The organism is Aquabacterium fontiphilum, assembly GCF_009909205.1.
GTDB classification, from domain to species: Bacteria; Pseudomonadota; Gammaproteobacteria; order Burkholderiales; family Burkholderiaceae_C; genus Aquabacterium; species Aquabacterium fontiphilum.
Map to the genome: position 1 here is coordinate 26655 of NZ_JAAAPN010000011.1, position 21175 is coordinate 47829.

The following is a 21175-nucleotide window of genomic DNA, read 5'->3' on the forward strand; positions in this document are numbered from 1 at the left end:
TGCCCGCCTTCACTTGGCGCCGTACTTCATCAGCTCCAGCCGGGCGATCATGCCCTTGTGGACTTCATCGGGGCCGTCGGCCAGGCGCAGCGAACGGGCCTGGTTGAAGAAGGCCGTGAGCATCGTGTCATGCGAGACGCCCATGCCACCATGGATCTGGATGGCGAAGTCGACCACCTGCTGCAGCATCGACGGCGCCACCACCTTGATGGCCGAGACGTCGGTGAGCGCGCTCATCACGCCCAGGTTGTCGATCTTCCATGCAGCCTGCAGCGTGAGCAACCGAGCCTGGTCGATGGCCAGGCGGCACTCCGCAATGCGCTCGCGGTTGCCACCCAGGTTGATGATGGGCTTGCCAAAGGCCACGCGCTTCAAGCCACGCTCGATGGCCAGCTCCAGCGCCTTCTCGGCTGCGCCAATGCAGCGCATGCAGTGATGGATGCGGCCCGGGCCCAGGCGCCCTTGAGCGATCTCGAAGCCCCGGCCCGGCCCTGCGATCACGTTGCTCAGCGGCAGACGCACGTTGGTGAAGTGCACCTCGCCATGGCCATGCGGCTCGTCGTATTCGCCGAAGACGGGCAGCATGCGCTTGATCTCGACGCCGGGGGCATCCAGCGGCACCAGCACCATGGAGTGCTGACCATGGCGGCCCGCATCGGCATTGGGCGTGGCGGCCATGAAGATGCCGATCTTGCAGCGTGGGTCACCCACGCCCGACGACCACCACTTCTTGCCATTGAGCACGATGTGGTCGCCCTCAACCACGGCGGTGGCTGCCATGTTGGTGGCGTCCGACGAGGCCACATCGGGCTCGGTCATGAAGAACACCGAGCGGATCTCGCCGTTGAGCAGCGGGGTCAGCCACTGCGCCTTCTGCTCGGCGCTGCCGTACTTCCACAGCACCTCCATGTTGCCGGTGTCAGGCGCATTGCAGTTGAAGATCTCGGGCGCCATCATCGAACGACCGGTCTGCTCGGCACTGAAGGCGTACTCCAGCACGCTCAGGCCCGGGGCCAGGTCGGCATCGGGCAGGAACAGGTTCCACAGGCCCTCGGCCTTGGCCTGCGCCTTGAGTTCTTCGACGCGAGCCGGGATCTGCCACTGCGTCCAGTCGCCGCCATGGCGCGCCTCGTGGATCTCTTTCCAGTGTTGGGCCTCGACCGGGGCGATGCGCTCGTCAATGAAGGCGCGCACCCGCTGGGCATAGCTCCGGGCGCGTTCACTGGGCTGGAAGTCCATGGCTGTCTCCTGTGGCGGCAGCGCCGCTGTGCGATGTCAATCACCCCATGCTACGCCCCACACACTCCTGCATCAAATGATGAATTTTCATTCCAAGTCATGCGCGCCATGCATGGCATCACGGGCGCCACGGGCGACGCTCTCGCGCATCCAGCGGTGAACCGGGTCGGCCTCGCGGTCGGCATGCCAGTACATCCAGATGCCAATGGGCGGCACCGCCAGCGGCAGGTCGCACACCGCCAGCGGCAGGGCACGGGTCAGTTGCTCGGCGTAGGTGTGAGGCAAGGTCAGCAACGCGTCGCTGTGGGCCACCACATTGGCGGCCGCAAAGTAATGCTGACAGCGCAGGATCACGTCGCGCTCGCCCAGGCCATGGGCCGACCACACCGCCTGCAGCGGGTCGGGCTGCTCGGGCTGCAGCGTCACCATCACGTGGCGGCTGGCGAAGTAGCTTGCGACATCCATGCGGCGGCACAAGGGGTGGCCTCGGCGCAGCAGCACCGACAGCCGCTCGTCGGCCAGATGCTCGCCGCGGATGCGCCCGGCCACGCGTCGCTGCCGGTCGATGACCAGGTCCACCTCGCCCTGCGTCAGGCTGCGCTCCAGCGCCTCGCGCGGCACGCGCACGCTGGCCAGGCGCAGGCGGGGTGCCAGTTCGGTCAACCGCGTCACCAGCGGCGGCAGGGTGATGGCTTCCAACACGTCGCGCATGCCCAGGCGCAGCGTCATGTCCAGCGTGGCCGGATCAAAGTGGCCCGCCTGTGCCAGCACCGACTGCAGCCCGCGCAGGTGGGCCTGCACCTCACCGATCACCCGCCGGGTGAGTTCGGTGGGCACCATCTGGTTGCCCTGACGCACGAACAGCGGGTCGCCCCAGATGCGACGCAATCGCGCCAGTGCATGGCTGACCGCCGGCTGGCTCAGGTGCAGGTGGCGGGCGGCGCCGGAGATGCCGCCGTGCGCATACACCGCGTCCATCACGCGAAAGAGGTTGAGATCGAGGCGCGAAAACGAAGGCAGCATGGTGTGAACCATACACCGGCGCACATTTGACCGCCCTGACCGGCCTGTTTACGCGACACAGGCCGCCAGGCCGCGCCATAATCACGTCATGAGCCGAGCCATCGGCACTTCGGAGCACACACCTTGGACAGTCACCCTTGGTGACCGCCCACTCCAGCCACCGGGCCACCCGCACCGCGCCTTGAGCCAGCGGCCCCGGTGCCACCCCGCCGCCGCGCCGTGACGCGCGGCCCGGGCGCATGCGGGAGGGGGCGGCAACCACTACACCCCCCGACACCCGCTGCGAGGCCGACCTGCGCGTTGCCGGCCCCTGCATTGCGCTGGAGAACCCATGCTCAACGTGTTCACGCTGGCCAACGGCCGGTTGTTTCAGGAAGAGATCGAGAGCCTGGACGGCCTGACCCCGTCCAAGCCGATCTGGGTCGACCTGGAAGACCCGACACCCGAAGAAAAAGGCTGGATCGCCGTGCATTTCGGCCTGGTCATCCCAGGCGACATCATCGACGACGACCTTGAAGAATCCGCACGCTTCTATGAAGAAGACGGCGCCATCCACATCCGCTCCGACTTCCTGATCGACGACCACGACTCGCCCCGTAACGTGCGGGTGGCCTTCATCCTGCACGACAACGTGCTGTTTTCGGTCCACAGGGAAGACCTGCCTGTCTTCCGGCTGCTGCGCATGCGCGCGCGGCGCATCCCGGCGCTGATCGACGACGCCAAGGACGTGCTGCTCAAGCTGTACGACGCCGATGCCGAGTACTCGGCCGACACGCTCGAAGGCATTTACGACGAACTGGAAACCGTCAGCCGTCGGGTGCTCAAGGACCAGATCAACGACGAGGCCGCGGCCGAAGCGCTGGCCGCCATCGCCCGACAGGAGGACTTGAACGGCCGCATCCGTCGCAACGCCATGGACACACGCCGCGCCGTGAGTTTCATGATGCGCGCACGCATGCTCAACGCTGACCAGTTCGAGGAGGCCCGCCAGATCCTGCGCGACATCGACTCGCTGGACAGCCACACGGCCTTTCTGTTCGACAAGATCAACTTCCTGATGGACGCCACCGTCGGCTTCATCAACATCAACCAGAACAAGATCATCAAGATCTTCTCCGTGGCCTCGGTGGCGCTGCTGCCGCCCACGCTGATCGCCAGCATCTATGGCATGAACTTCCAGCACATGCCCGAACTCAGCCAGAAATGGGGCTACCCGGCCGCGCTGGGCCTGATGTTGCTGTCCATCGTCACGCCGTTCTGGTACTTCCGTCGCAAGGGCTGGCTGAACTGAGGTGAGCACGCTGTCGCTGCCGCCGGGGCTGGCCCGGGTCATGGCTGCCACCACGCTGGTGGTGCTGAGTTTCAGCCTGCTCAACCCGGTGCTGGCCGTGCGCCTGCAGACGGCGGGCGCCAGCAGCACCGCGATCGGCTTGTTCGCCACGTTGCCCTTCGTGGCCATCGCCGCCCTCGTGCCGCTGGTGCCGGGGCTGTTTCGCCGCATCGGGGTGGGCCGCGCTTACCGACTGGGCCTGCTGCTGGAGTTGCTGGCCTGTCTGGGCTACCTGCTGACCGACCACTTCGGCCTGTGGTGTGCCCTGGGCCTCATGGCCGGCCTGGGCGCCGCCGCCGCGTGGAATGCCACCGAGGCGCTGATTGCGCACAACGTGCCGGCCACACACCGGGGGCGCCTCACCGGGCTGTACCAGACGCTGCTGGGCGCGGGCATGGCGCTGGGCCCCTTCCTGCCCGCACTGGCCGGGCTCGACGCCCGCGAGGCCAACGCGCTGGCGGCGGCCTGCCTGGCCGTGGCCCTGGCGCTCGCCCTGCAACCGGCAGTGCTGCACCTCAAGGCCATGCACGACACCCACGCCCACATGGGCCTGTGGTCGGCCTGCCGGCTGGCGCCCTCGCTGGTGTGGGCGGCGGTGGTGGGCGGCGTGTTCGAGGTGGGGCTGGGCTCGGTGACCGTGGCGCATGGCTCCGGCCTGGGGCTGACGCTGGCGGCCGCCGCATCGATCGCCGGCGCGCTGGGCATGGGCAGCTTCCTGCTGCAATACCCGACGGGCTGGCTGGCTGACCGCCTGCCGGTGCAGCGCCTGTTCGGCATCGCCTCGGCGGGGCTGTTCGCCAGCGCATTGATGCTGTCGCAAGCGCCCGGCTGGCCTGCGCTGTTCTGGATCTGCGCGGCGCTGTGGGGGGCCGTGGGCGGCGCGCTCTACACGCTGAGCATGATCCGCGTCGCACACGACTTTGCACACACCTCGGCGCTGGCTGGCACATCCGCCATGATCGCCGGCTACACCGCGGGCGGCGCCGTCGGACCACTGGTCAGCGGCTGGATGATCGACCACCATGGGGTGCTCGGTCAGAGCGGGTGGCTGGCGCTGCTGGCCGCCAGCCTGTGGTGGATGCGGCCGGCTCAGCCGGACGCGGGCGGTGCGGACGACCCTGCGCCCTCGCGCGGCTGAGCCACGGCCGCCGGCGCTCGCCCGCCCAGTGCCAGCAGGGCGGCATGCAACTGGCTCACCGACACCGGCTTGTGCAGCAGCATGAGTCCAGAGCACTGCGCCTCGCGCAGGCGCTCGCCAGCCGTGTCCGCCGTCACCAGCGCCGAAGGCACACGCCGCCGCAACTGCGCCCAAATCCGCTCCACCACCTGCACGCCGCTGCGCTCGCCGCTCAAGCGATGGTCGCACAGCAACACATCGGGCTCGAAGCGCAGCAGGCAGGCCAGTGCTGGCTCCAGCCCATCGACCACTTCGCACCAGCAGCCCCAGTCGGTCAGCAGCTCGGCCATGGCCCGGCGCACAGCCTCATCGTCGTCGACCAGCATCACCTTCAGGCCAGCCAGCGCACCAGCCAGGGGCACCGGCCCCGGCTCGTCGTACACGGTGGGCGCCGCCGCGGGCAGACCGATGCGAAACACCGAGCCCCGGCCAGGCACCGATGACAGCGCCACCGGCAAGGCCATCAGACGGGCCAGCCCCTGCACAATGGCCAGACCCAGCCCCATGCCCTTGCGCCGGTCGCGCTCCGGGTTGCCCAGTTGGTGAAACTCGCGAAAGATGGCTTCCTGCTGATGCCGAGGGATGCCGACCCCCGTGTCCCACACCTCGACCCAGACCTGCTCACCCCGGCTGCGACAGGCCAGCAGCACGGCGCCGCGGTCGGTGTAGCGGATCGCGTTGAGCAGCAGGTTGCGCACCATCATCTCGACCAGCGCCGGATCGGCCCGGGCGGTTAAGCGCGTGTCGCGCAGGCGCAGGGCCAACCCCTTCTCTTCGGCCCAGGGCGCCAGTTCCTGCACCAGCCGGTGCAGCATGGGCTGCAAGGCAAATGGGCGCGGATCGGGCTGAACCGCGCCGGCCTCGACGCGCGAGAAGTCCAGCAACGTGTTCAGCATCTCGGCGGCCGCCGTGTGCGCAGCGGCCACCTGATGCAACAGATGGGCCGAACGCCCCTGCAGGCCCATGGCCGACAAAGCACCGATGAACAGCCCCGCAGCGTGCAGCGGTTGGCGCAGGTCATGGCTGACCGACGCCAGGAACACCGTCTTGGCCCGGTCGGCCGCTTCGGCCTCGGCCGTGGCCTCCTCGGCGAGCTGGCGCGCGGCCTGGGCCCGCAGGGTCTGGTCACGCAGCTGGCTGACCAGCGCCTCGTTGTCACGGTGCAGCTCGATGCTGCGCTGGGCGGCTTGCGCCGTGTGGTACGAGTACACCGTCATGGCCGCGAGGTAGACCAGCACCCCGCCAGCCAGGGCCATGTGCACCGCATCCTGCACCGCGAGCAGGCCAGCCGCCGTCGTGAGCGCGCAGCTGAGCCAGAAGCCCATCGCAATCGGCCACGACGGCCCGAACACCGCCAGCCCCGCCGACGCCAGCCCGGCCACCATGCCCAGCACCAGGCTGGTGGAGGCCGGCTGCTCAGGGCGGACATGCAGCCAGGCCAGCAGCCCCCAGCTCAAGCCCATCACGGCCCACAACACCCGCGACGCCCGCGCATAGCGCAGGGCTCCCTGCATGGTGGCCAGGGCGGGGGCGAAACGGCCGCGCAGAAGCAGGCCCGTACCGCCCACCAGCGTGACCCACAGCGTCCAGAACCAGACATTGCTGTGCCCCAGCGCCAGCCAGAAGGTAATGCCAGACAGCCAGGCCACCACCACCGTGCCCCACAGCGCCACCGGCATGTTGCGGTCGATCAGCGCCATTTGCGCCGGCAGGTTGGGCTGCCCCTTGATGCGCAGGGCCTGCCGCCAGGCGGCCCCCGGGCTCATGCGTCCAGCACGCCGCGGGCCACCGCGGCCGCATAGGCTTCGCGCCGGCTGGTGGCTTCCAGCCATTCGGTCAGCCAGGAGACCTCGACCCGCACCTCGGTTTCGCTGACACCGAGCTGCCGGGCAATGGCCTTGTTGGGCATGTCACGGCCCAGCATGCGCAGGATGTCGCGCTGCCGATCAGAGAAGGCGTCTGGCCGCTCGGCGGCGCGCGCGGCCGGGGTCTGCGCGGCCACATTCAGGGCCTCATACGGCACGCTGGCATAGGCCAGCCCGCCGGCCAGCACCGATTCCAGCGCCGCGATGATCTGCTGGCCCGTGGCCGACTTGGGGATCCAGCCGCGCATGCCGGCCTCACGAGCCCGCGCCACGCGTTCCGGCCGGCTGTCTGCCGACATCAGGATCACCAGCGCCTGTGGCGCCACGGCGCGCAACGCATCAAGGTGATCCAGGGCATCCGCATCCGGAAGCCGCACATCCAGCAGCACCACGTCCGTGGCACCCGCTTGCGTCGACGCGCCCAGATGCGCCATCGCGCCCGCCCACGACACGGCCTGGCTCACGCTGGCTTCGGGCCAGCGGTCAGCCAGCAGTTGGTGCAGCCCCATGCGGAACAGGGCATGGTCATCCACCAGCAGGAAATGGGGCCTCGACAAGGACATGCACGACGCAAGATTGACTACGCCCGCGAGTATCCCACTGGCGGGGGAGGCGGCGCTGGACGAATGGCGCCAGCGCCGCAGATCCCCCCATCAGGGGGAACCTTGGCCGCCGACGCTCAGCGCGCGCGACGCGCCTGGATCGCCTTGGACAGGATCTCGAGCACCTTCTCGGAGTCGTCCCAGCCGATGCAGGCGTCGGTGATGGACTGACCGTAAGCCAGCTTGGCCGGGTCGTCCTTGCCAGGCGTGAACTTCTGGGCACCGCCGCACAGGTGGCTTTCGACCATCACGCCGAACACCTTCTTCGAACCGCCGCTGACCTGAGCGGCGATGTCTTCGGCCACCACCACCTGGCGCTCGTGCTGCTTGGAGCTGTTGGCGTGCGAGAAATCGACCATCAGCGAGGGGTGCAGCTTGGCGGCCTCCAGGTCCTTGCAAGCGGCCTCGACACTGGCCGCGTCGTAGTTCGGTGCCTTGCCGCCGCGCAGGATCACGTGGCAATCCGGGTTGCCGGCGGTCTCGACAATGGCGACCTGGCCATTCTTGTGGATGGACAGGAAGTGGTGGGGGCGGGCCGCAGCCTGGATGGCGTCGGTGGCGATCTTGATGTTGCCGTCGGTGCCGTTCTTGAAGCCGATGGGCGCCGAGATGCCCGAGGCCAGTTCGCGGTGGACCTGGCTTTCGGTCGTGCGCGCGCCGATGGCGCCCCAGCTGATCAGGTCACCGATGTACTGCGGCGAGACCACATCGAGGAACTCGCTGGCCGCCGGCATGCCCAGGCGGTTGATCTCGACCAACAACTGGCGCGCGATGCGCAGGCCTTCGTCGATCTTGAAGCTCTCGTCCAGATACGGGTCGTTGATCAGGCCCTTCCAGCCCACGGTGGTACGGGGCTTCTCGAAGTACACGCGCATCACCACTTCCAGCGTGTCGGCGTAGCGCTCGCGCAGCGGCAACAGGCGCTTGGCGTACTCGATGGCGGCGGCCGGATCGTGGATCGAACACGGGCCGATGATGACCAGCATGCGGTCATCCTTGCCGGCGATGATGCGGCGGATCGCCTTGCGCGTGCCGGCCACCAGCGTCTCGATGGCCGTGCCGCGGATCGGGAAGAAGCGGATCAGGTGCTCGGGCGGCGGCAGCGGCGTGACGTTGCGGATGCGCTCGTCATCGGTCTGCGAGGTCTTGTCGGCGGGCGGAACCCAGCCGGCGGCGGCGCTGGATTTGGCGGTCATGGGGCGTCTTCCTGTTGCGGGTCGGGTCGGTCGAAAAAAAACCGCCGGAGGGCTCCGGCGGTTTTCAGGATCTGGCGTGGTTCACTCAAACGTTGACCACTCCTGCGCCGGTGTCGGGCTGGAGATGAAAGTGGCCAAAATAAAAGCGAACCGTCGTCTGCATGCTGCTAAATGTAGCACGGCCCCGACGGCCGCGGCGATACAGCGTGTCGATTGGCGCCATAGGCCATACCCACCCATGCGCGCGCCCCGCCCGTCACGCACTGGACGGAAACGCAAAGCTGCCGCCTGGCGTGGCCGGGCCATCGGGCCAGCGCTGCATCACCGCCTTGGCCCGCGTGTAGAAGCGCACGCCCTCGGGCCCATAGGCATGGTGGTCGCCAAAGAGGCTGCGCTTCCAGCCGCCAAAGCTGTGGAAGGCCATGGGCACCGGCAGCGGCACGTTCACCCCCACCATGCCCACGTCGATCTCGCGCACGAAGGCGCGCGCCGTGCCCCCATCGCGCGTGAAGAGCGCCACGCCGTTGCCATACGGATGCGCGTGGATCAGCCGCACCGCCGCCGCCACGTCTGGCACGCGCACCACGCACAGCACCGGCCCGAAGAGCTCGTCGCGGTAGACGCCCATCTCGGGCGTGACGTGATCCAGCAAGGTACCCCCAAGGAAAAAGCCCTGCTCATAGCCCGCCACCCGCAGGACGCGGCCATCGACCACTGGCACCGCGCCCCCGCCCACCCCTTGCGCAATGCTGGCCGCAATGCGCTCGCATGCCGCCGCGGTGATCAGCGGGCCCATGTCGGCATCGGGCTGGTGGCCCTCGCCCACGCGCATGGCCCGCACCCGCTCGGCCAGGCGGGCCACCAGCGCATCGGCCACGTCGCCCACGGCCACCGCCACCGAGATCGCCATGCAGCGCTCGCCGGCTGAACCATAGGCCGCGCCCATCAGCGCCTCGACCGCCTGGTCGAGATCGGCATCGGGCATCACCACCAGGTGGTTCTTGGCCCCGCCCAGCGCCTGCACCCGCTTGCCATGGCGCGCGCCTTCGGCATAAATGTGTTCGGCCACCGGGGTGGAGCCCACAAAGCTCACCGCGGCGATCTGCGGGTGGGCCAGGATGGCGTCGACCACCTCGCGGTCGCCCTGCACCACGCTGAACAGCCCATCGGGCACACCGGCCTCATGCAGCCAGCGCGCCAACAGCAGCGACGCTGAAGGGTCGCGCTCGGACGGCTTGAGGATGAAGGCGTTGCCGCAGGCCAAGGCCATCGGGATCATCCACATGGGCACCATGGCCGGGAAGTTGAACGGCGTGATGCCGGCCACCACGCCCAGCGGCTGGCGCACCGACCACGCATCGATGCCGCGCGCCACCTGCTCGGTGTACTCGCCCTTGAGCAGCTGCGGGATGCCGCAAGCGAACTCCACCACCTCGATGGCGCGTGCTACCTCGCCCTGCGCGTCGGGCAGCGTCTTGCCATGCTCGCGCACGATGACGCGCGCCAGCTCGTCGGCGCCTTCGCGCAGGCGCGCCAGCAGGCGCTGCATGACCCGCGCTCGCGCCAGCGGCGGCTGATCCGCCCAGGCCGGCCACGCACGCCTCGCCGCCTGCACGGCCGCATCGAGCTCGGCCGCCGAGCCCAGATCCACCAGGCCCTGGACCTGGCCGGTGGCGGGGTTGTAGACGGGGGCGGTGCGGCCCGACGTGGACGGCACCACCTGGCCGCCGATGACATGGTGAATGCGGTATGGACTGCTCATGGCGCCATGCTAGCGCCACCCGCGCCCGCACGGCGCACCTCGCACCCCACCCACCGCGGCCACGACGGGCTCAGGCCAGCGCGTCCAGCGCCTCGGTGTGCACCCGCCCTTGTGCGCGCGCCACCGCCGCATGCGTCACCTGCCCCGCGTGCACATTGAGCCCCGCACGGAAGTGCGCGTCTTCGCGCAGCGCTGCCAGTCCTTGATCGGCCAGCCGCAGCACATACGGCAGGGTGGCGTGGTTCAGCGCATGGGTCGAGGTATGTGGCACCGCGCCGGGCATGTTGGTCACCGCGTAATGCACCACGCCTTCTTCCACATAGGTCGGCGCGTCATGCGTGGTGGGCTGTGACGTCTCGCTGCAGCCGCCCTGGTCAATGGCGACATCGACAATCACCGCGCCGGGCCGCATGCGCCGCACCAGATCGCGCGTGATCAACTTCGGCGCCGCCGCGCCCGGGATCAACACGCTGCCAATCACCAGATCGGCCTGCATGCAGGCCTGCTCGACCGCCTCCTGCGTGGCATAGACCGTCTGCAGCGCCGGACCGAACTGCATCCACAGGCGGCGCAAGGCGTCGACACTGCGATCGAGCACCGTGACCCGCGCACCCAGGCCCAGGGCCATGGCCACGGCATGCGTGCCCACCATGCCGCCGCCCAACACCACCACCGACGCGGGTGCCACACCCGGCACGCCGCCAAGCAACACGCCGCGACCGCCCTGATGGGCCAGCAGGCAGTGCGCGCCCGCCTGCACCGACAGGCGGCCGGCCACCTCCGACATGGGCGCCAGCAGCGGCAGGCCACCCTGCGGCTGCGTCACGGTCTCGTAGGCAATCGCGCTGGCACCACTGCGCAACAGGTCATCGGTCTGGGGCACGTCTGGCGCCAGGTGCAGGTAGCAAAACAGCAACTGGCCAGACGACAGCCAGGCGCGCTCGGCCGGCTGCGGCTCCTTGACCTTCACGACCAGCTCGGCTTCGCGCCACAGCCCCTCGGCCTCGGCTACGATGCGCGCGCCCGCGGCCTCGTAGTCCGCATCGCTGGCACCGATGCCCGCACCCGCTGACGCCTGCACCCAGACCGCGTGGCCGCGCTGGACCAACTCGCGCACGCTGGCCGGCACCAGCCCCACCCGGTGCTCCCGGGCCTTTGTTTCCTTCGGAACGCCCACACGCATGGTGACCCTCCTGCGGCCCGACCAGAGCCATGGGCTCATGCTAGCGCGGCGCGGGACGGCGTGCACATGCGCAAGCCTTGAGGCCATGGCGGCGCCACCACAAGAGCCGCTTCAATGTGGCAACGTTGGCATCCGGCCGGGCATGCCGCCGGATGCGCAGGCGATCCCGACTCCGTTTGAGGTTCAGCCCTTGAGCTGCTTGAGCAACGTGTCAGCGTCGCTCACGGCCAGGCCACCGCCCTGCTCGTTGTTCAGGATGCTGACCACGCCGTCCTTGACCAGCATGGCGTAGCGGCCCGAACGCAGGCCCAGGCCCTTGGCGCCCAGGTCCAGCGTCAGGCCCGTGGCCTTGGCAAACTCCGCGCTGCCGTCTGCCAGCATGCGCACCTTGCCGGCCGCCTTGAGCTCACGCCCCCAGGCGCCCATCACGAAGGCATCGTTGACCGACACGCACCAGATCTCGTCGACACCTGCGGCGCGCAGTGCGTCGGCCTGCGCGATGTAGCCGGGCGCATGCTGGGCGGAACACGTGGGCGTGAACGCCCCCGGCAGCCCGAACAGCGCAATCGTCTTGCCTTTGGCGGCATCGGCCACGGCCACCGGATTGGGGCCGAGGCTGCAACCCTCGCTGGGCACGTCGATGTACTCGAACAAGGTCACGGCGGGCAGCCGGTCTCCAACCTGGATGGTCATGGGGCACTCCTGAAAAAGTGAGGACAAATAAAAAAACCGGCTGCCAGTATCACTGGACAACCGGTTTCTCGGATGCGTGGCAAGGGCATTGCCCCCGCCCGCATCGGGGCGAACACGTCGCGATCAGGCCGAACGGGCCTTCTCGATCAGACGCGATACAACCCAGTTCTTGGTACGGGACAGCGGACGGCTTTCCACGATTTCGACGACATCGCCGAGCTTGAACTCGTTCTTTTCGTCATGGGCGTGGTACTTGGCCGACTTGGCCACGATCTTGCCGTAGAGCTCGTGCTTCACACGGCGCTCGACCAGCACGGTCACGGTCTTGTCGCGGGCGTCAGAGACGACCTTGCCGACCAGGCTGCGGACCACCTTGGCGCGGGTTTGGGCTTCCGTCATTTGGCGGCTCCTTGCTTCTTCTCGGTCAGAATCGTCCGGGCGCGAGCGATGTCGCGACGGGTCTTCTTCAGAGCCGAGCTGTCCTGGAGCTGCTGGGTCGCACGCTGCATGCGCAGGTTGAAGTGCGACTTCAACAGTTCCTTGATTTCGGTTTCGAGTGCGGCCACATCCTTGGCGCGCAGTTCAGAGGCTTTTGCCATGTCTGTTTTCTCCTTGCGCGTCAATCAGATACCAAACTCGCGGCCCACGAAGGTCGTGGACAGCGGCAGCTTGGCAGCGGCCAGCTTGAAGGCTTCGCGAGCGAGTTGCTCGGGCACACCCTGGATCTCGTACAGCACCTTGCCGGGCGTGATTTCAGCCACGTAGTACTCCACGTTACCCTTGCCGTTACCCATCCGCACTTCGGCAGGCTTCTGGGAGATCGGCTTGTCGGGGAACACGCGGATGAAGATGCGGCCACCACGCTTGACGTGGCGGGAGATCGCACGACGGGCGGCTTCGATCTGACGCGAAGTCAGACGACCACGCTCGGTGGCCTTCAGGCCGTACTCGCCGAACGACACGTCTGCGCCGCGCGTGGCCAGGCCGGTGTTGCGGCCCTTGTGTTCCTTGCGGAACTTGCGACGATTAGGTTGCAACATGTTTATTCTCCTTTCGCTTCGGCAGCAGGTGCTGCCTTGCGAACGCGGGCACCGGCACCAGCGGCGGCAGCCTTGTCGCTGCCATCGGCCGGCGCGCCGTCAGCGCGCGGGGCGCCACGGCCACCACCACGCGGACCACGGCGATCGTTCGGACGGTCGCTGCGGGGGCCACGGCGGTTGCGGCGGTCATCTTCGCGGTCGTCACCCTTGAGCACCGGAGCCTCGCCATTGGCCAGGCGGTCGCCACGGTAGACCCACACCTTCACACCGATCACACCATAGGTGGTCTGTGCTTCGGAGAAGCCGTAGTCGATGTCGGCCTTCAGGGTGTGCAGGGGCACACGGCCTTCACGGTACCACTCGGTACGGGCGATTTCGATGCCGTTCAGACGGCCCGACGACATGATCTTGATGCCCTGAGCGCCCAGACGCATGGCGTTCTGCATCGCGCGCTTCATGGCGCGGCGGAACATGATGCGCTTTTCGAGCTGCTGGGTGATCGAATCGGCGATCAGCTGGGCATCGACTTCGGGCTTGCGCACTTCTTCGATGTTCACCGACACCGGGCAGTTCAGCCGGCGAGCCAGTTCGACCTTCAGGTTCTCGATGTCCTCGCCCTTCTTGCCGATCACCACGCCCGGACGTGCCGAGAAAATGGTGATGCGGGCGCTCTTGGCGGGGCGCTCGATCAAGATGCGCGACACAGCCGCGTTCTTGAGCTTTTTCTTCAGGAATTCGCGGACTTCCAGGTCCTCAGCCAGCATCGAGGCGAAGTTGCGGTTGGTGGCGTACCAACGCGATGCCCAGTTGCGGGTGACGGCCAGGCGGAAGCCGGTTGGGTGGATTTTCTGTCCCATTTGTCAGCCTCTCGCTCAGTTGCCCACGGTCACATAGATGTGGCAGGTCGGCTTGCTGATGCGGTTGCCACGGCCCTTGGCGCGGGCAGTGAAACGCTTCAGCGTGGGACCTTGTTCCACATAAATGGTCTTGACCTTCAGTTCGTCGATGTCAGCGCCGTCGTTGTGCTCGGCGTTGGCGATCGCGGACTCCAGGGCCTTCTTGACGATGCCAGCGGCCTTCTTCTGGGTGAAGTTCAGGATGTTGAGGGCCTGATCCACCTTCTTGCCACGGATGAGATCGGCCACCAGTCGACCCTTGTCGACCGACAGACGAACGCCGCGAACGATTGCTTTCGTTTCCATCGCAGCTGCTCCTTATTTCTTGGCTTTCTTGTCGCCAGGGTGACCCTTGAATGTCCGGGTCAGGGCGAACTCGCCGAGCTTGTGGCCAACCATCTGGTCCTGGATGTACACGGGCACGTGCTGCTTGCCGTTGTGCACAGCAATGGTCAGGCCGATGAACTCAGGCAGGATGGTCGAACGACGCGACCAGGTCTTGACGGGCTTCTTGTCCTTGTTGGACACAGCCTTCTCAACCTTGGCCAGCAGGTGATGATCCACGAAGGGACCCTTTTTCAGAGAACGAGCCATTTCAGCCTACCTCTTACTTCTTGCGACGCGAAACGATGAACGTCTGCGTGCGCTTGTTGTTGCGGGTGCGGTAGCCCTTCGTCAGCGTGTTCCACGGCGACACAGGGGCCTGACCTTCACCAGTACGGCCTTCACCACCACCGTGCGGGTGGTCGATCGGGTTCATGGCGGTACCACGGACGGTCGGGCGGATGCCCTTCCAGCGGATGGCGCCGGCCTTGCCGTATTGACGCAGGCTGTGCTCTTCGTTGCTCACTTCACCCAGGGTGGCGCGGCATTCGATGTGGATCTTGCGAACCTCACCCGAGCGCAGGCGAACCTGCGCGTAGGTGCCTTCACGGGCCATCAGCACGGCAGACGTACCAGCCGAACGCGCGATCTGACCGCCCTTGCCAGGCAGCAGCTCGATGTTGTGGATGGTCGAACCCACGGGGATGTTGCGGATGGGCAGGGTGTTGCCGGTCTTGATCGGCGCTTCCGAGCCGCTCAGGATGGTGGCACCGACTTCCAGGCCGCGGGGCGCAATGATGTAGCGACGTTCGCCGTCGGCATAGCACACCAGGGCGATGTGGGCCGTGCGGTTGGGGTCGTACTCGATGCGCTCCACCTTGGCGGGGATGCCATCCTTGTTGCGACGGAAGTCGACCACGCGGTAGTGGTGCTTGTGACCACCGCCCTTGTGGCGAACCGTGATGTGACCGTTGTTGTTGCGGCCAGAATTCTGCTTCTGGGGCTCCAGCAGCGGTGCGTAGCCTTCACCCTTGTGAAGATGCTTGTGCACCACCTTCACCACGGCGCGCTGGCCGGGCGTGGTCGGTTTGAGTTTGACGACAGCCATGATTACGCGGCCTCCCCGGAGAAGTTCAGCTCCTGACCGTCCTTCAGGCTCACGAAAGCCTTCTTGGCATGGTCGCGACGGCCGATGCGGCCACCGAAGCGCTTGACTTTGCCCTTCTGATTCAGGACTTGCACCGACTTCACTTCGACCTTGAACAGCAGCTCGACAGCGGCCTTGATCTCGGGCTTGGTGGCATCGCGCAGCACCTTGAACAGCACTTGGCCGCGGGTCTCGGCGGCAGCGGTGGCCTTCTCCGAGATGATCGGAGCGACCAGCACCTGCAGCAGGCGGCTTTCATCGAATTTCAGAGTGCTCATGCGAACATCTCCTGCAGCTTTTCGATCGCGCCCTTGGTCACCAGGACCTTCTTGTAGAAGACCAGCGACAGGGGATCGGCGTAACGGGGCTCAACCACCAGCACGTTGGGGAGGTTGCGCGAGGCCAGCGCCAGGTTCTCGTCGACGTTGTCGGCGATGACCAGCACGTGGTCCAGGTTCATGGCCTTCAGCTTGGCGGCCAGCAGCTTGGTCTTGGGGGCTTCGACCGAGATCGAGTCCACCACGGCCAGGCGGCCTTCACGGGCCAGCTGCGAGAAGATGGCGGCCATGCCGGCGCGGTACATCTTCTTGTTGACCTTCTGGGTGAAGTTTTCGTCGGGCAGGTTCGGGAAGATCCGACCGCCGCCACGCCACAGCGGCGAAGACGACATACCGGCGCGGGCACGACCGGTGCCCTTTTGACGCCACGGCTTCTTCGTGGTGTGCTTGACCTGCTCACGGTCCTTCTGAGCGCGGGTGCCTTGGCGGGCATTGGCCTGGTAGGCCACCACGATCTGATGGATCAGCGCTTCGTTGTAGTCACGGCCGAACACGGCGTCAGCGGCTTCCACCTTGGAGGCGGCCTGACCCTGCTCGTTCAGGAGTTCCAGCTGTGCCATCAGTTGGCTCCTTTCTTGATCTTGACCTTCACGGCGGGACGAACGGTCACGAAACCGCCCTTCGAGCCGGGAACAGCGCCCTTGACCAGCAGCAGTTGACGGGCTTCGTCAACGCGCACGATGTCGAGGTTCTGGGTGGTCACGGTGTCCACGCCCATGTGGCCGGTCATCTTCTTGCCCGGGAACACGCGGCCAGGATCCTGGGCCATCGAGATGGAGCCCGGAACGTTGTGCGAACGCGAGTTACCGTGCGACGCACGTTGCGAACCGAAGTTGTGGCGCTTGATGGTGCCGGCGAAGCCCTTACCGATCGAGGTGCCCTGCACGTCGACCTTCTGGCCAGCCTGGAACAGCGAAGCGGGCGCGATGGTGGCGCCAGCCTTCAGTTCGGCGGCGACATCGGCGGTCACGCGGAATTCACGCGAGATTTCGCCGGCTTCGACGCCAGCCTTGGCCAGGTGACCGGCTTCGGGCTTGGTGACGCGCGATGCCTTGCGGGCACCGAACACCACCTGAACGGCGGTGTAGCCGTCGGTCTCAACGGTTTTGACCTGGGACACGCGGTTGTTGGACACGTCCAGCACCGTCACGGGCACAGCATCGCCGTCGTCCGTGTAGATGCGCATCATGCCAACCTTGCGGCCCAGCAATCCGAGGCGATTGCTAAGACTCATGGTTTTTTCTCCAGCCCCGTCCATGCGCTGGATCGGGGCCATTTACACACACCCGACAACGATTGGCCGGGGGCTCATCCCTTCCCGCCGTCCGGCCGGCACGACGCACGAATGCGCACGCACTCCGACCAACATGCGGGAAAGCTCGCGATCATAGCAGGCCCAATCCCGGCGCGCAAGCATCTGCGAACTCCGCCATGAAAAAGGCCGCCCGAAGGCGGCCTGTGCTGCGTGCAACCGGCCAAGGCCGGCCTTGATCACTGCAGCTTGATCTCGACGTCCACGCCAGCGGGCAGATCCAGCTTCATCAGGGCGTCGACCGTCTTGTCGGTGGGGTCGACGATGTCCATCAGACGCTGGTGGGTGCGGATCTCGAACTGGTCGCGCGAGGTCTTGTTGACGTGCGGCGAACGCAGGATGTCGAAACGCTGCAGGCGAGTCGGCAGGGGCACGGGGCCCTTGACGATGGCGCCAGTGCGCTTGGCGGTCTCGACGATTTCAGCCGACGACTGGTCGATCAGCTTGTAATCGAAGGCCTTCAGGCGAATGCGGATCTTCTGTTGTGCCATGACACACTTCCTTTGAATTAAAGAGCGATGACGCCTGCGCCGGGCGCTGGCCCGGCGTCAGGCTCGTGTCATGCAGAATCAGTCGAGGATCTTGGCAACCACGCCGGCGCCGACGGTGCGGCCGCCTTCACGGATGGCGAAGCGCAGACCTTCTTCCATGGCGATCGGGGCGATCAGCTTGACGGTGATCGACACGTTGTCACCCGGCATCACCATTTCCTTGTCGGCCGGCAGCTCGATCGAGCCGGTCACGTCGGTGGTGCGGAAGTAGAACTGCGGACGGTAGTTGTTGAAGAACGGCGTGTGACGGCCGCCTTCGTCCTTGCTCAGCACGTAGATCTCGCCCGTGAAGTGCGTGTGCGGGGTGATCGAACCCGGCTTGCACAGCACCTGACCACGCTCGACGTCTTCACGCTTGGTGCCGCGCAGCAGGATGCCCACGTTGTCGCCAGCTTGACCTTGGTCCAGCAGCTTGCGGAACATTTCCACGCCCGTGCAGGTGGTCTTCTGCGTGGCCTTGATGCCGACGATTTCGATTTCTTCGCCAACCTTGATCACGCCGCGCTCGATACGGCCGGTCACCACGGTGCCGCGGCCCGAGATCGAGAACACGTCTTCCACAGGCATCAGGAAGGTGCCGTCCACAGCGCGCTCAGGCGTGGGGATGTAGGTGTCCAGTGCTTCGGCCAGCTTCATGATGGCCTGCTCGCCCAGCTCGCCCTTGTCGCCTTCCAGCGCCAGCTTGGCCGAACCCTTGATGATCGGGGTGTCGTCGCCAGGGAAGTCGTACTTGCTCAGCAGCTCGCGCACTTCCATTTCCACCAGCTCCAGCAGCTCGGCGTCGTCCACCATGTCAGCCTTGTTCAGGAAGACGATGATGTAGGGCACGCCCACCTGGCGGCTCAGCAGGATGTGCTCACGCGTCTGGGGCATCGGGCCGTCAGCGGCCGAGCACACCAGAATGGCGCCGTCCATCTGGGCGGCACCCGTGATCATGTTCTTCACGTAGTCGGCGTGGCCGGGGCAGTCCACGTGAGCGTAGTGGCGGTTGGCCGTCTCGTACTCAACGTGTGCGGTGTTGATGGTGATGCCACGGGCCTTTTCTTCAGGCGCTGCGTCGATCTGGTCGTACGCCTTGGCTTCGCCGCCGAACTTCGAGGCCAGCACGGTCGCGATCGCAGCCGTCAGCGTGGTCTTGCCGTGGTCAACGTGACCGATCGTGCCCACGTTCACGTGCGGCTTGGTCCGTTCGAATTTACCTTTTGCCATTGTTTGCTCCAAACAAAGAACAGTTGCCCATGCATGTTTTAGGTTTCCAGCACAGGCCTGCCATGGGCAGCAGGCCCACCGCACCAGACACAAGCCTGAGGCGGCGCCGAAGACCAGCAAAAAAATCAGGAGGCCGGATGCTACCACCCGGCCTGTGACGCATCAATTACTTAGCGCGTGCGCTGATGATCGCGTCGGCCACGTTCTTCGGAGCTTCAGCGTACTGCTTGAACTCCATCGTGTACGTGGCGCGGCCTTGCGTGGCCGAACGCAGCGAGGTCGAGTAGCCGAACATTTCCGACAGCGGCACTTCGGCCTTGATGACCTTGCCACCGCCAACCATGTCGTCCATGCCCTGCACCATGCCGCGGCGGGACGACAGGTCGCCCATCACGGTACCGGCGTAGTCTTCCGGCGTCTCCACTTCCACGGCCATCATTGGCTCGAGGATCACGGGGTTGGCGCGGCGGCAGCCTTCCTTGAAGCCCATCGACGCGGCCATCTTGAACGCGTTTTCGTTCGAGTCCACGTCGTGGTACGAACCGAAGGTCAGGCGAACACGCACATCGACCACGGGGTAGCCGGCCAGCACGCCCGAACCCAGGGTGTCGATGATGCCCTTTTCCACCGCGGGGATGTACTCACGAGGCACCACACCGCCCTTGATCTCGTCGACGAACTCGAAGCCCTTGCCACCGGGTTCCAGCGGCTCGACGGTCAGCACGACGTGGCCGTACTGACCCTTACCGCCCGACTGACGCACGAACTTGCCTTCGACTTCGGTAACCGTCTTGCGGATGGTTTCGCGGTAAGCCACTTGCGGCTTACCCACGTTGGCTTCCACACCGAACTCACGCTTCATGCGGTCGACGATGATTTCCAGGTGCAGCTCGCCCATGCCGGCGATGATGGTCTGACCGGATTCTTCGTCGGTGCGCACGCGGAACGAGGGGTCTTCAGCAGCCAGGCGCGACAGGGCGATGCCCATCTTTTCCTGGTCAGCCTTGGACTTGGGCTCCACGGCCTGCGCGATCACGGGCTCGGGGAACACCATCTTTTCGAGGGTGATCACGGCATCCGGATCACACAGCGTTTCGCCGGTGGTCACGTCCTTCAGGCCCACGCACGCAGCGATGTCGCCGGCCAGAATTTCCTTGATCTCTTCACGCTGGTTGGCGTGCATCTGCAGGATACGGCCGATGCGCTCTTTCTTACCCTTGATGGGGTTGTAGACCGAGTCGCCCGAGTTCAGCACGCCCGAGTACACGCGCACGAAGGTCAGCTGACCGACATACGGGTCGGTCATCAGCTTGAACGCCAGGGCCGAGAACTTCTCGGCGTCGTCGGCCTTGCGGCTGACGGGCTGGTCGTCTTCGTCGGTACCCGACACCGGGGGGATGTCCACCGGCGAAGGCAGGTAGTCGATCACGGCGTCGAGCATGCGCTGCACGCCCTTGTTCTTGAAGGCGGTGCCGCACAGCATCGGTTGGATTTCGACGTTGATGGTGCGGGTGCGCAGAGCCAGCTTGATCTCGTCCTCGGTGAGGTCACCCTCTTCGAGGTACTTGTTCATGAGCTCTTCCGAGGCCTCGGCCGCGGCTTCGATCATGTTCTCACGCCACTTCTTGGCATCTTCCACCAGGTTGGCGGGGATGTCTTCGTAAGTGAACTTGGTGCCTTGCGAGGCCTCATCCCAAATGATGGCCTTCATCTTCAGCAGATCGACCACGCCCTGGAAGTTTTCTTCCGCGCCGATGGGGATCACCACGGGCACGGGGTTGGCCTTCAGGCGGGTGCGCATCTGGTCATAGACCTTGAAGAAGTTGGCACCGGTGCGGTCCATCTTGTTCACGAAGGCCAGACGAGGCACCTTGTACTTGTTGGCCTGGCGCCAGACGGTTTCCGACTGGGGCTGCACGCCACCCACGGCGCAGTACACCATGCAGGCGCCGTCGAGCACGCGCATGGAGCGCTCCACCTCGATGGTGAAGTCCACGTGGCCCGGGGTGTCGATGATGTTGAAACGGTGCTCGGGGTAGGACGCGTCCATGCCCTTCCAGAAGCAGGTGGTGGCAGCCGAGGTGATCGTGATGCCGCGCTCTTGCTCCTGCTCCATCCAGTCCATGGTGGCGGCGCCTTCGTGCACTTCACCGATCTTGTGGTTCACACCGGTGTAGAACAGGATGCGCTCGGTCGTGGTGGTCTTGCCGGCGTCGATGTGGGCCGAGATACCGATATTGCGGTAGCGCTCGATCGGGGTCTTGCGTGCCATGTGGTCACTCCAGATT

The 21175-nt window shown here is 66.2% G+C and carries 23 protein-coding genes; 2 read left to right on the top strand and 21 right to left on the bottom strand.

Annotated features, from left to right (window positions below):
• Nucleotides 1–9: 9 nt before the first annotated feature.
• Together GTZ97_RS13205 and GTZ97_RS13210 are read right to left on the bottom strand one after the other, a co-directional pair.
• Nucleotides 10–1239 (bottom strand): acyl-CoA dehydrogenase family protein, encoded by a 1230-nt coding sequence (locus GTZ97_RS13205; RefSeq protein ID WP_161651119.1) that lies wholly within the window; start codon nt 1237–1239, stop codon nt 10–12.
• Nucleotides 1240–1326: 87 nt separating this feature from the next.
• Nucleotides 1327–2259 (bottom strand): LysR family transcriptional regulator, encoded by a 933-nt coding sequence (locus GTZ97_RS13210; RefSeq protein WP_161651228.1) that lies wholly within the window; start codon nt 2257–2259, stop codon nt 1327–1329.
• Nucleotides 2260–2593: 334 nt separating this feature from the next.
• Here GTZ97_RS13210 and corA point away from each other — a divergent pair, with 334 nt between their 5' ends.
• Together corA and GTZ97_RS13220 are read left to right on the top strand one after the other, a co-directional pair.
• Entirely contained in the window at nt 2594–3553 is a 960-nt protein-coding gene (gene corA, locus GTZ97_RS13215; protein WP_161651120.1) for a magnesium/cobalt transporter CorA, read from the top strand.
• Between the two features lies 1 nt (nt 3554).
• On the top strand, nt 3555–4730 hold the full coding sequence (locus GTZ97_RS13220) for an MFS transporter (protein ID WP_161651121.1): 1176 nt from the start codon (nt 3555–3557) through the stop codon (nt 4728–4730).
• On the opposite strand, the gene GTZ97_RS13225 is transcribed toward GTZ97_RS13220, so the two are convergent.
• From GTZ97_RS13225 to fusA, 19 genes are all read right to left on the bottom strand, one after another.
• A complete protein-coding gene (locus GTZ97_RS13225; protein WP_161651122.1) occupies nt 4682–6535 on the bottom strand; it encodes a hybrid sensor histidine kinase/response regulator in 1854 nt (617 codons plus the stop codon). The two genes, GTZ97_RS13220 and GTZ97_RS13225, sit on opposite strands and share 49 nt — an antisense overlap.
• Nucleotides 6532–7197: a response regulator transcription factor gene (locus GTZ97_RS13230; protein ID WP_161651123.1), complete on the bottom strand. Its 666-nt coding sequence runs from the start codon at nt 7195–7197 to the stop codon at nt 6532–6534. The genes GTZ97_RS13225 and GTZ97_RS13230 overlap by 4 nt, the downstream gene beginning before the upstream one ends.
• 116 nt (nt 7198–7313) lie before the next feature.
• Nucleotides 7314–8432: a 3-deoxy-7-phosphoheptulonate synthase gene (locus GTZ97_RS13235; RefSeq protein ID WP_161651124.1), complete on the bottom strand. Its 1119-nt coding sequence runs from the start codon at nt 8430–8432 to the stop codon at nt 7314–7316.
• A 256-nt stretch (nt 8433–8688) separates the two neighbouring features.
• A complete protein-coding gene (locus GTZ97_RS13240; protein ID WP_161651125.1) occupies nt 8689–10194 on the bottom strand; it encodes a CoA-acylating methylmalonate-semialdehyde dehydrogenase in 1506 nt (501 codons plus the stop codon).
• Between the two features lie 70 nt (nt 10195–10264).
• Complete coding sequence (gene ald / locus GTZ97_RS13245) at nt 10265–11377, bottom strand: alanine dehydrogenase (protein WP_161651126.1); 1113 nt, start codon at nt 11375–11377, stop codon at nt 10265–10267.
• A gap of 183 nt (nt 11378–11560) precedes the next feature.
• The gene (locus GTZ97_RS13250; RefSeq protein WP_161651127.1) at nt 11561–12070 is read right to left on the bottom strand and encodes a peroxiredoxin; all 510 of its coding nucleotides are present in this window, start codon (nt 12068–12070) and stop codon (nt 11561–11563) included.
• Nucleotides 12071–12193: 123 nt separating this feature from the next.
• Nucleotides 12194–12469, bottom strand: a complete 276-nt coding sequence (gene rpsQ / locus GTZ97_RS13255; protein WP_161651128.1) for a 30S ribosomal protein S17 — start codon at nt 12467–12469, stop codon at nt 12194–12196.
• Nucleotides 12466–12669, bottom strand: coding sequence for a 50S ribosomal protein L29 (gene rpmC / locus GTZ97_RS13260; protein ID WP_161651129.1), 204 nt, complete (start codon nt 12667–12669; stop codon nt 12466–12468). The genes rpsQ and rpmC overlap by 4 nt, the downstream gene beginning before the upstream one ends.
• A 24-nt stretch (nt 12670–12693) precedes the next feature.
• A complete protein-coding gene (gene rplP, locus GTZ97_RS13265; RefSeq protein WP_161651130.1) occupies nt 12694–13110 on the bottom strand; it encodes a 50S ribosomal protein L16 in 417 nt (138 codons plus the stop codon).
• Nucleotides 13111–13112: 2 nt separating this feature from the next.
• Complete coding sequence (gene rpsC / locus GTZ97_RS13270) at nt 13113–13967, bottom strand: 30S ribosomal protein S3 (protein WP_161651131.1); 855 nt, start codon at nt 13965–13967, stop codon at nt 13113–13115.
• Between the two features lie 15 nt (nt 13968–13982).
• On the bottom strand, nt 13983–14312 hold the full coding sequence (gene rplV, locus GTZ97_RS13275) for a 50S ribosomal protein L22 (protein ID WP_161651132.1): 330 nt from the start codon (nt 14310–14312) through the stop codon (nt 13983–13985).
• A gap of 12 nt (nt 14313–14324) precedes the next feature.
• Entirely contained in the window at nt 14325–14600 is a 276-nt protein-coding gene (rpsS, locus tag GTZ97_RS13280) for a 30S ribosomal protein S19 (protein ID WP_161651133.1), read from the bottom strand.
• 13 nt (nt 14601–14613) lie between these two features.
• Nucleotides 14614–15438 (bottom strand): 50S ribosomal protein L2, encoded by an 825-nt coding sequence (gene rplB / locus GTZ97_RS13285; protein WP_161651134.1) that lies wholly within the window; start codon nt 15436–15438, stop codon nt 14614–14616.
• 2 nt (nt 15439–15440) lie between these two features.
• A complete protein-coding gene (gene rplW, locus GTZ97_RS13290) occupies nt 15441–15755 on the bottom strand; it encodes a 50S ribosomal protein L23 (RefSeq protein WP_161651135.1) in 315 nt (104 codons plus the stop codon).
• Nucleotides 15752–16375, bottom strand: a complete 624-nt coding sequence (gene rplD, locus GTZ97_RS13295) for a 50S ribosomal protein L4 (protein WP_161651136.1) — start codon at nt 16373–16375, stop codon at nt 15752–15754. Before rplD ends, rplW begins: the two co-directional genes overlap by 4 nt.
• On the bottom strand, nt 16375–17049 hold the full coding sequence (rplC, locus tag GTZ97_RS13300; RefSeq protein WP_161651137.1) for a 50S ribosomal protein L3: 675 nt from the start codon (nt 17047–17049) through the stop codon (nt 16375–16377). The genes rplD and rplC overlap by 1 nt, the downstream gene beginning before the upstream one ends.
• Nucleotides 17050–17306: 257 nt before the next feature.
• Complete coding sequence (gene rpsJ, locus GTZ97_RS13305; protein ID WP_035037922.1) at nt 17307–17618, bottom strand: 30S ribosomal protein S10; 312 nt, start codon at nt 17616–17618, stop codon at nt 17307–17309.
• A gap of 78 nt (nt 17619–17696) precedes the next feature.
• Nucleotides 17697–18887, bottom strand: coding sequence for an elongation factor Tu (tuf, locus tag GTZ97_RS13310; protein ID WP_161651138.1), 1191 nt, complete (start codon nt 18885–18887; stop codon nt 17697–17699).
• A gap of 166 nt (nt 18888–19053) precedes the next feature.
• Nucleotides 19054–21159 (bottom strand): elongation factor G, encoded by a 2106-nt coding sequence (fusA, locus tag GTZ97_RS13315; protein WP_161651139.1) that lies wholly within the window; start codon nt 21157–21159, stop codon nt 19054–19056.
• Nucleotides 21160–21175 lie beyond the last annotated feature (16 nt).

Bases quoted from the DNA above. Each gene is read 5' to 3' on its own strand.
- tuf (WP_161651138.1), bottom strand. From the start codon at position 18,887: ATGGCAAAAGGTAAATTCGAACGGACCAAGCCGCACGTGAACGTGGGC.
- corA (WP_161651120.1), top strand. From the start codon at position 2,594: ATGCTCAACGTGTTCACGCTGGCCAACGGCCGGTTGTTTCAGGAAGAG.
- fusA (WP_161651139.1), bottom strand. From the start codon at position 21,159: ATGGCACGCAAGACCCCGATCGAGCGCTACCGCAATATCGGTATCTCG.
- rpsC (WP_161651131.1), bottom strand. From the start codon at position 13,967: ATGGGACAGAAAATCCACCCAACCGGCTTCCGCCTGGCCGTCACCCGC.
- rpsQ (WP_161651128.1), bottom strand. From the start codon at position 12,469: ATGACGGAAGCCCAAACCCGCGCCAAGGTGGTCCGCAGCCTGGTCGGC.
- rplC (WP_161651137.1), bottom strand. From the start codon at position 17,049: ATGAGTCTTAGCAATCGCCTCGGATTGCTGGGCCGCAAGGTTGGCATG.
- rpmC (WP_161651129.1), bottom strand. From the start codon at position 12,669: ATGGCAAAAGCCTCTGAACTGCGCGCCAAGGATGTGGCCGCACTCGAA.
- GTZ97_RS13205 (WP_161651119.1), bottom strand. From the start codon at position 1,239: ATGGACTTCCAGCCCAGTGAACGCGCCCGGAGCTATGCCCAGCGGGTG.
- rplW (WP_161651135.1), bottom strand. From the start codon at position 15,755: ATGAGCACTCTGAAATTCGATGAAAGCCGCCTGCTGCAGGTGCTGGTC.
- GTZ97_RS13240 (WP_161651125.1), bottom strand. From the start codon at position 10,194: ATGAGCAGTCCATACCGCATTCACCATGTCATCGGCGGCCAGGTGGTG.
- GTZ97_RS13225 (WP_161651122.1), bottom strand. From the start codon at position 6,535: ATGAGCCCGGGGGCCGCCTGGCGGCAGGCCCTGCGCATCAAGGGGCAG.
- ald (WP_161651126.1), bottom strand. From the start codon at position 11,377: ATGCGTGTGGGCGTTCCGAAGGAAACAAAGGCCCGGGAGCACCGGGTG.
- GTZ97_RS13250 (WP_161651127.1), bottom strand. From the start codon at position 12,070: ATGACCATCCAGGTTGGAGACCGGCTGCCCGCCGTGACCTTGTTCGAG.
- rplB (WP_161651134.1), bottom strand. From the start codon at position 15,438: ATGGCTGTCGTCAAACTCAAACCGACCACGCCCGGCCAGCGCGCCGTG.
- rplD (WP_161651136.1), bottom strand. From the start codon at position 16,375: ATGGCACAGCTGGAACTCCTGAACGAGCAGGGTCAGGCCGCCTCCAAG.
- GTZ97_RS13230 (WP_161651123.1), bottom strand. From the start codon at position 7,197: ATGTCCTTGTCGAGGCCCCATTTCCTGCTGGTGGATGACCATGCCCTG.
- rplV (WP_161651132.1), bottom strand. From the start codon at position 14,312: ATGGAAACGAAAGCAATCGTTCGCGGCGTTCGTCTGTCGGTCGACAAG.
- GTZ97_RS13235 (WP_161651124.1), bottom strand. From the start codon at position 8,432: ATGACCGCCAAATCCAGCGCCGCCGCCGGCTGGGTTCCGCCCGCCGAC.
- rpsS (WP_161651133.1), bottom strand. From the start codon at position 14,600: ATGGCTCGTTCTCTGAAAAAGGGTCCCTTCGTGGATCATCACCTGCTG.
- rplP (WP_161651130.1), bottom strand. From the start codon at position 13,110: ATGTTGCAACCTAATCGTCGCAAGTTCCGCAAGGAACACAAGGGCCGC.
- rpsJ (WP_035037922.1), bottom strand. From the start codon at position 17,618: ATGGCACAACAGAAGATCCGCATTCGCCTGAAGGCCTTCGATTACAAG.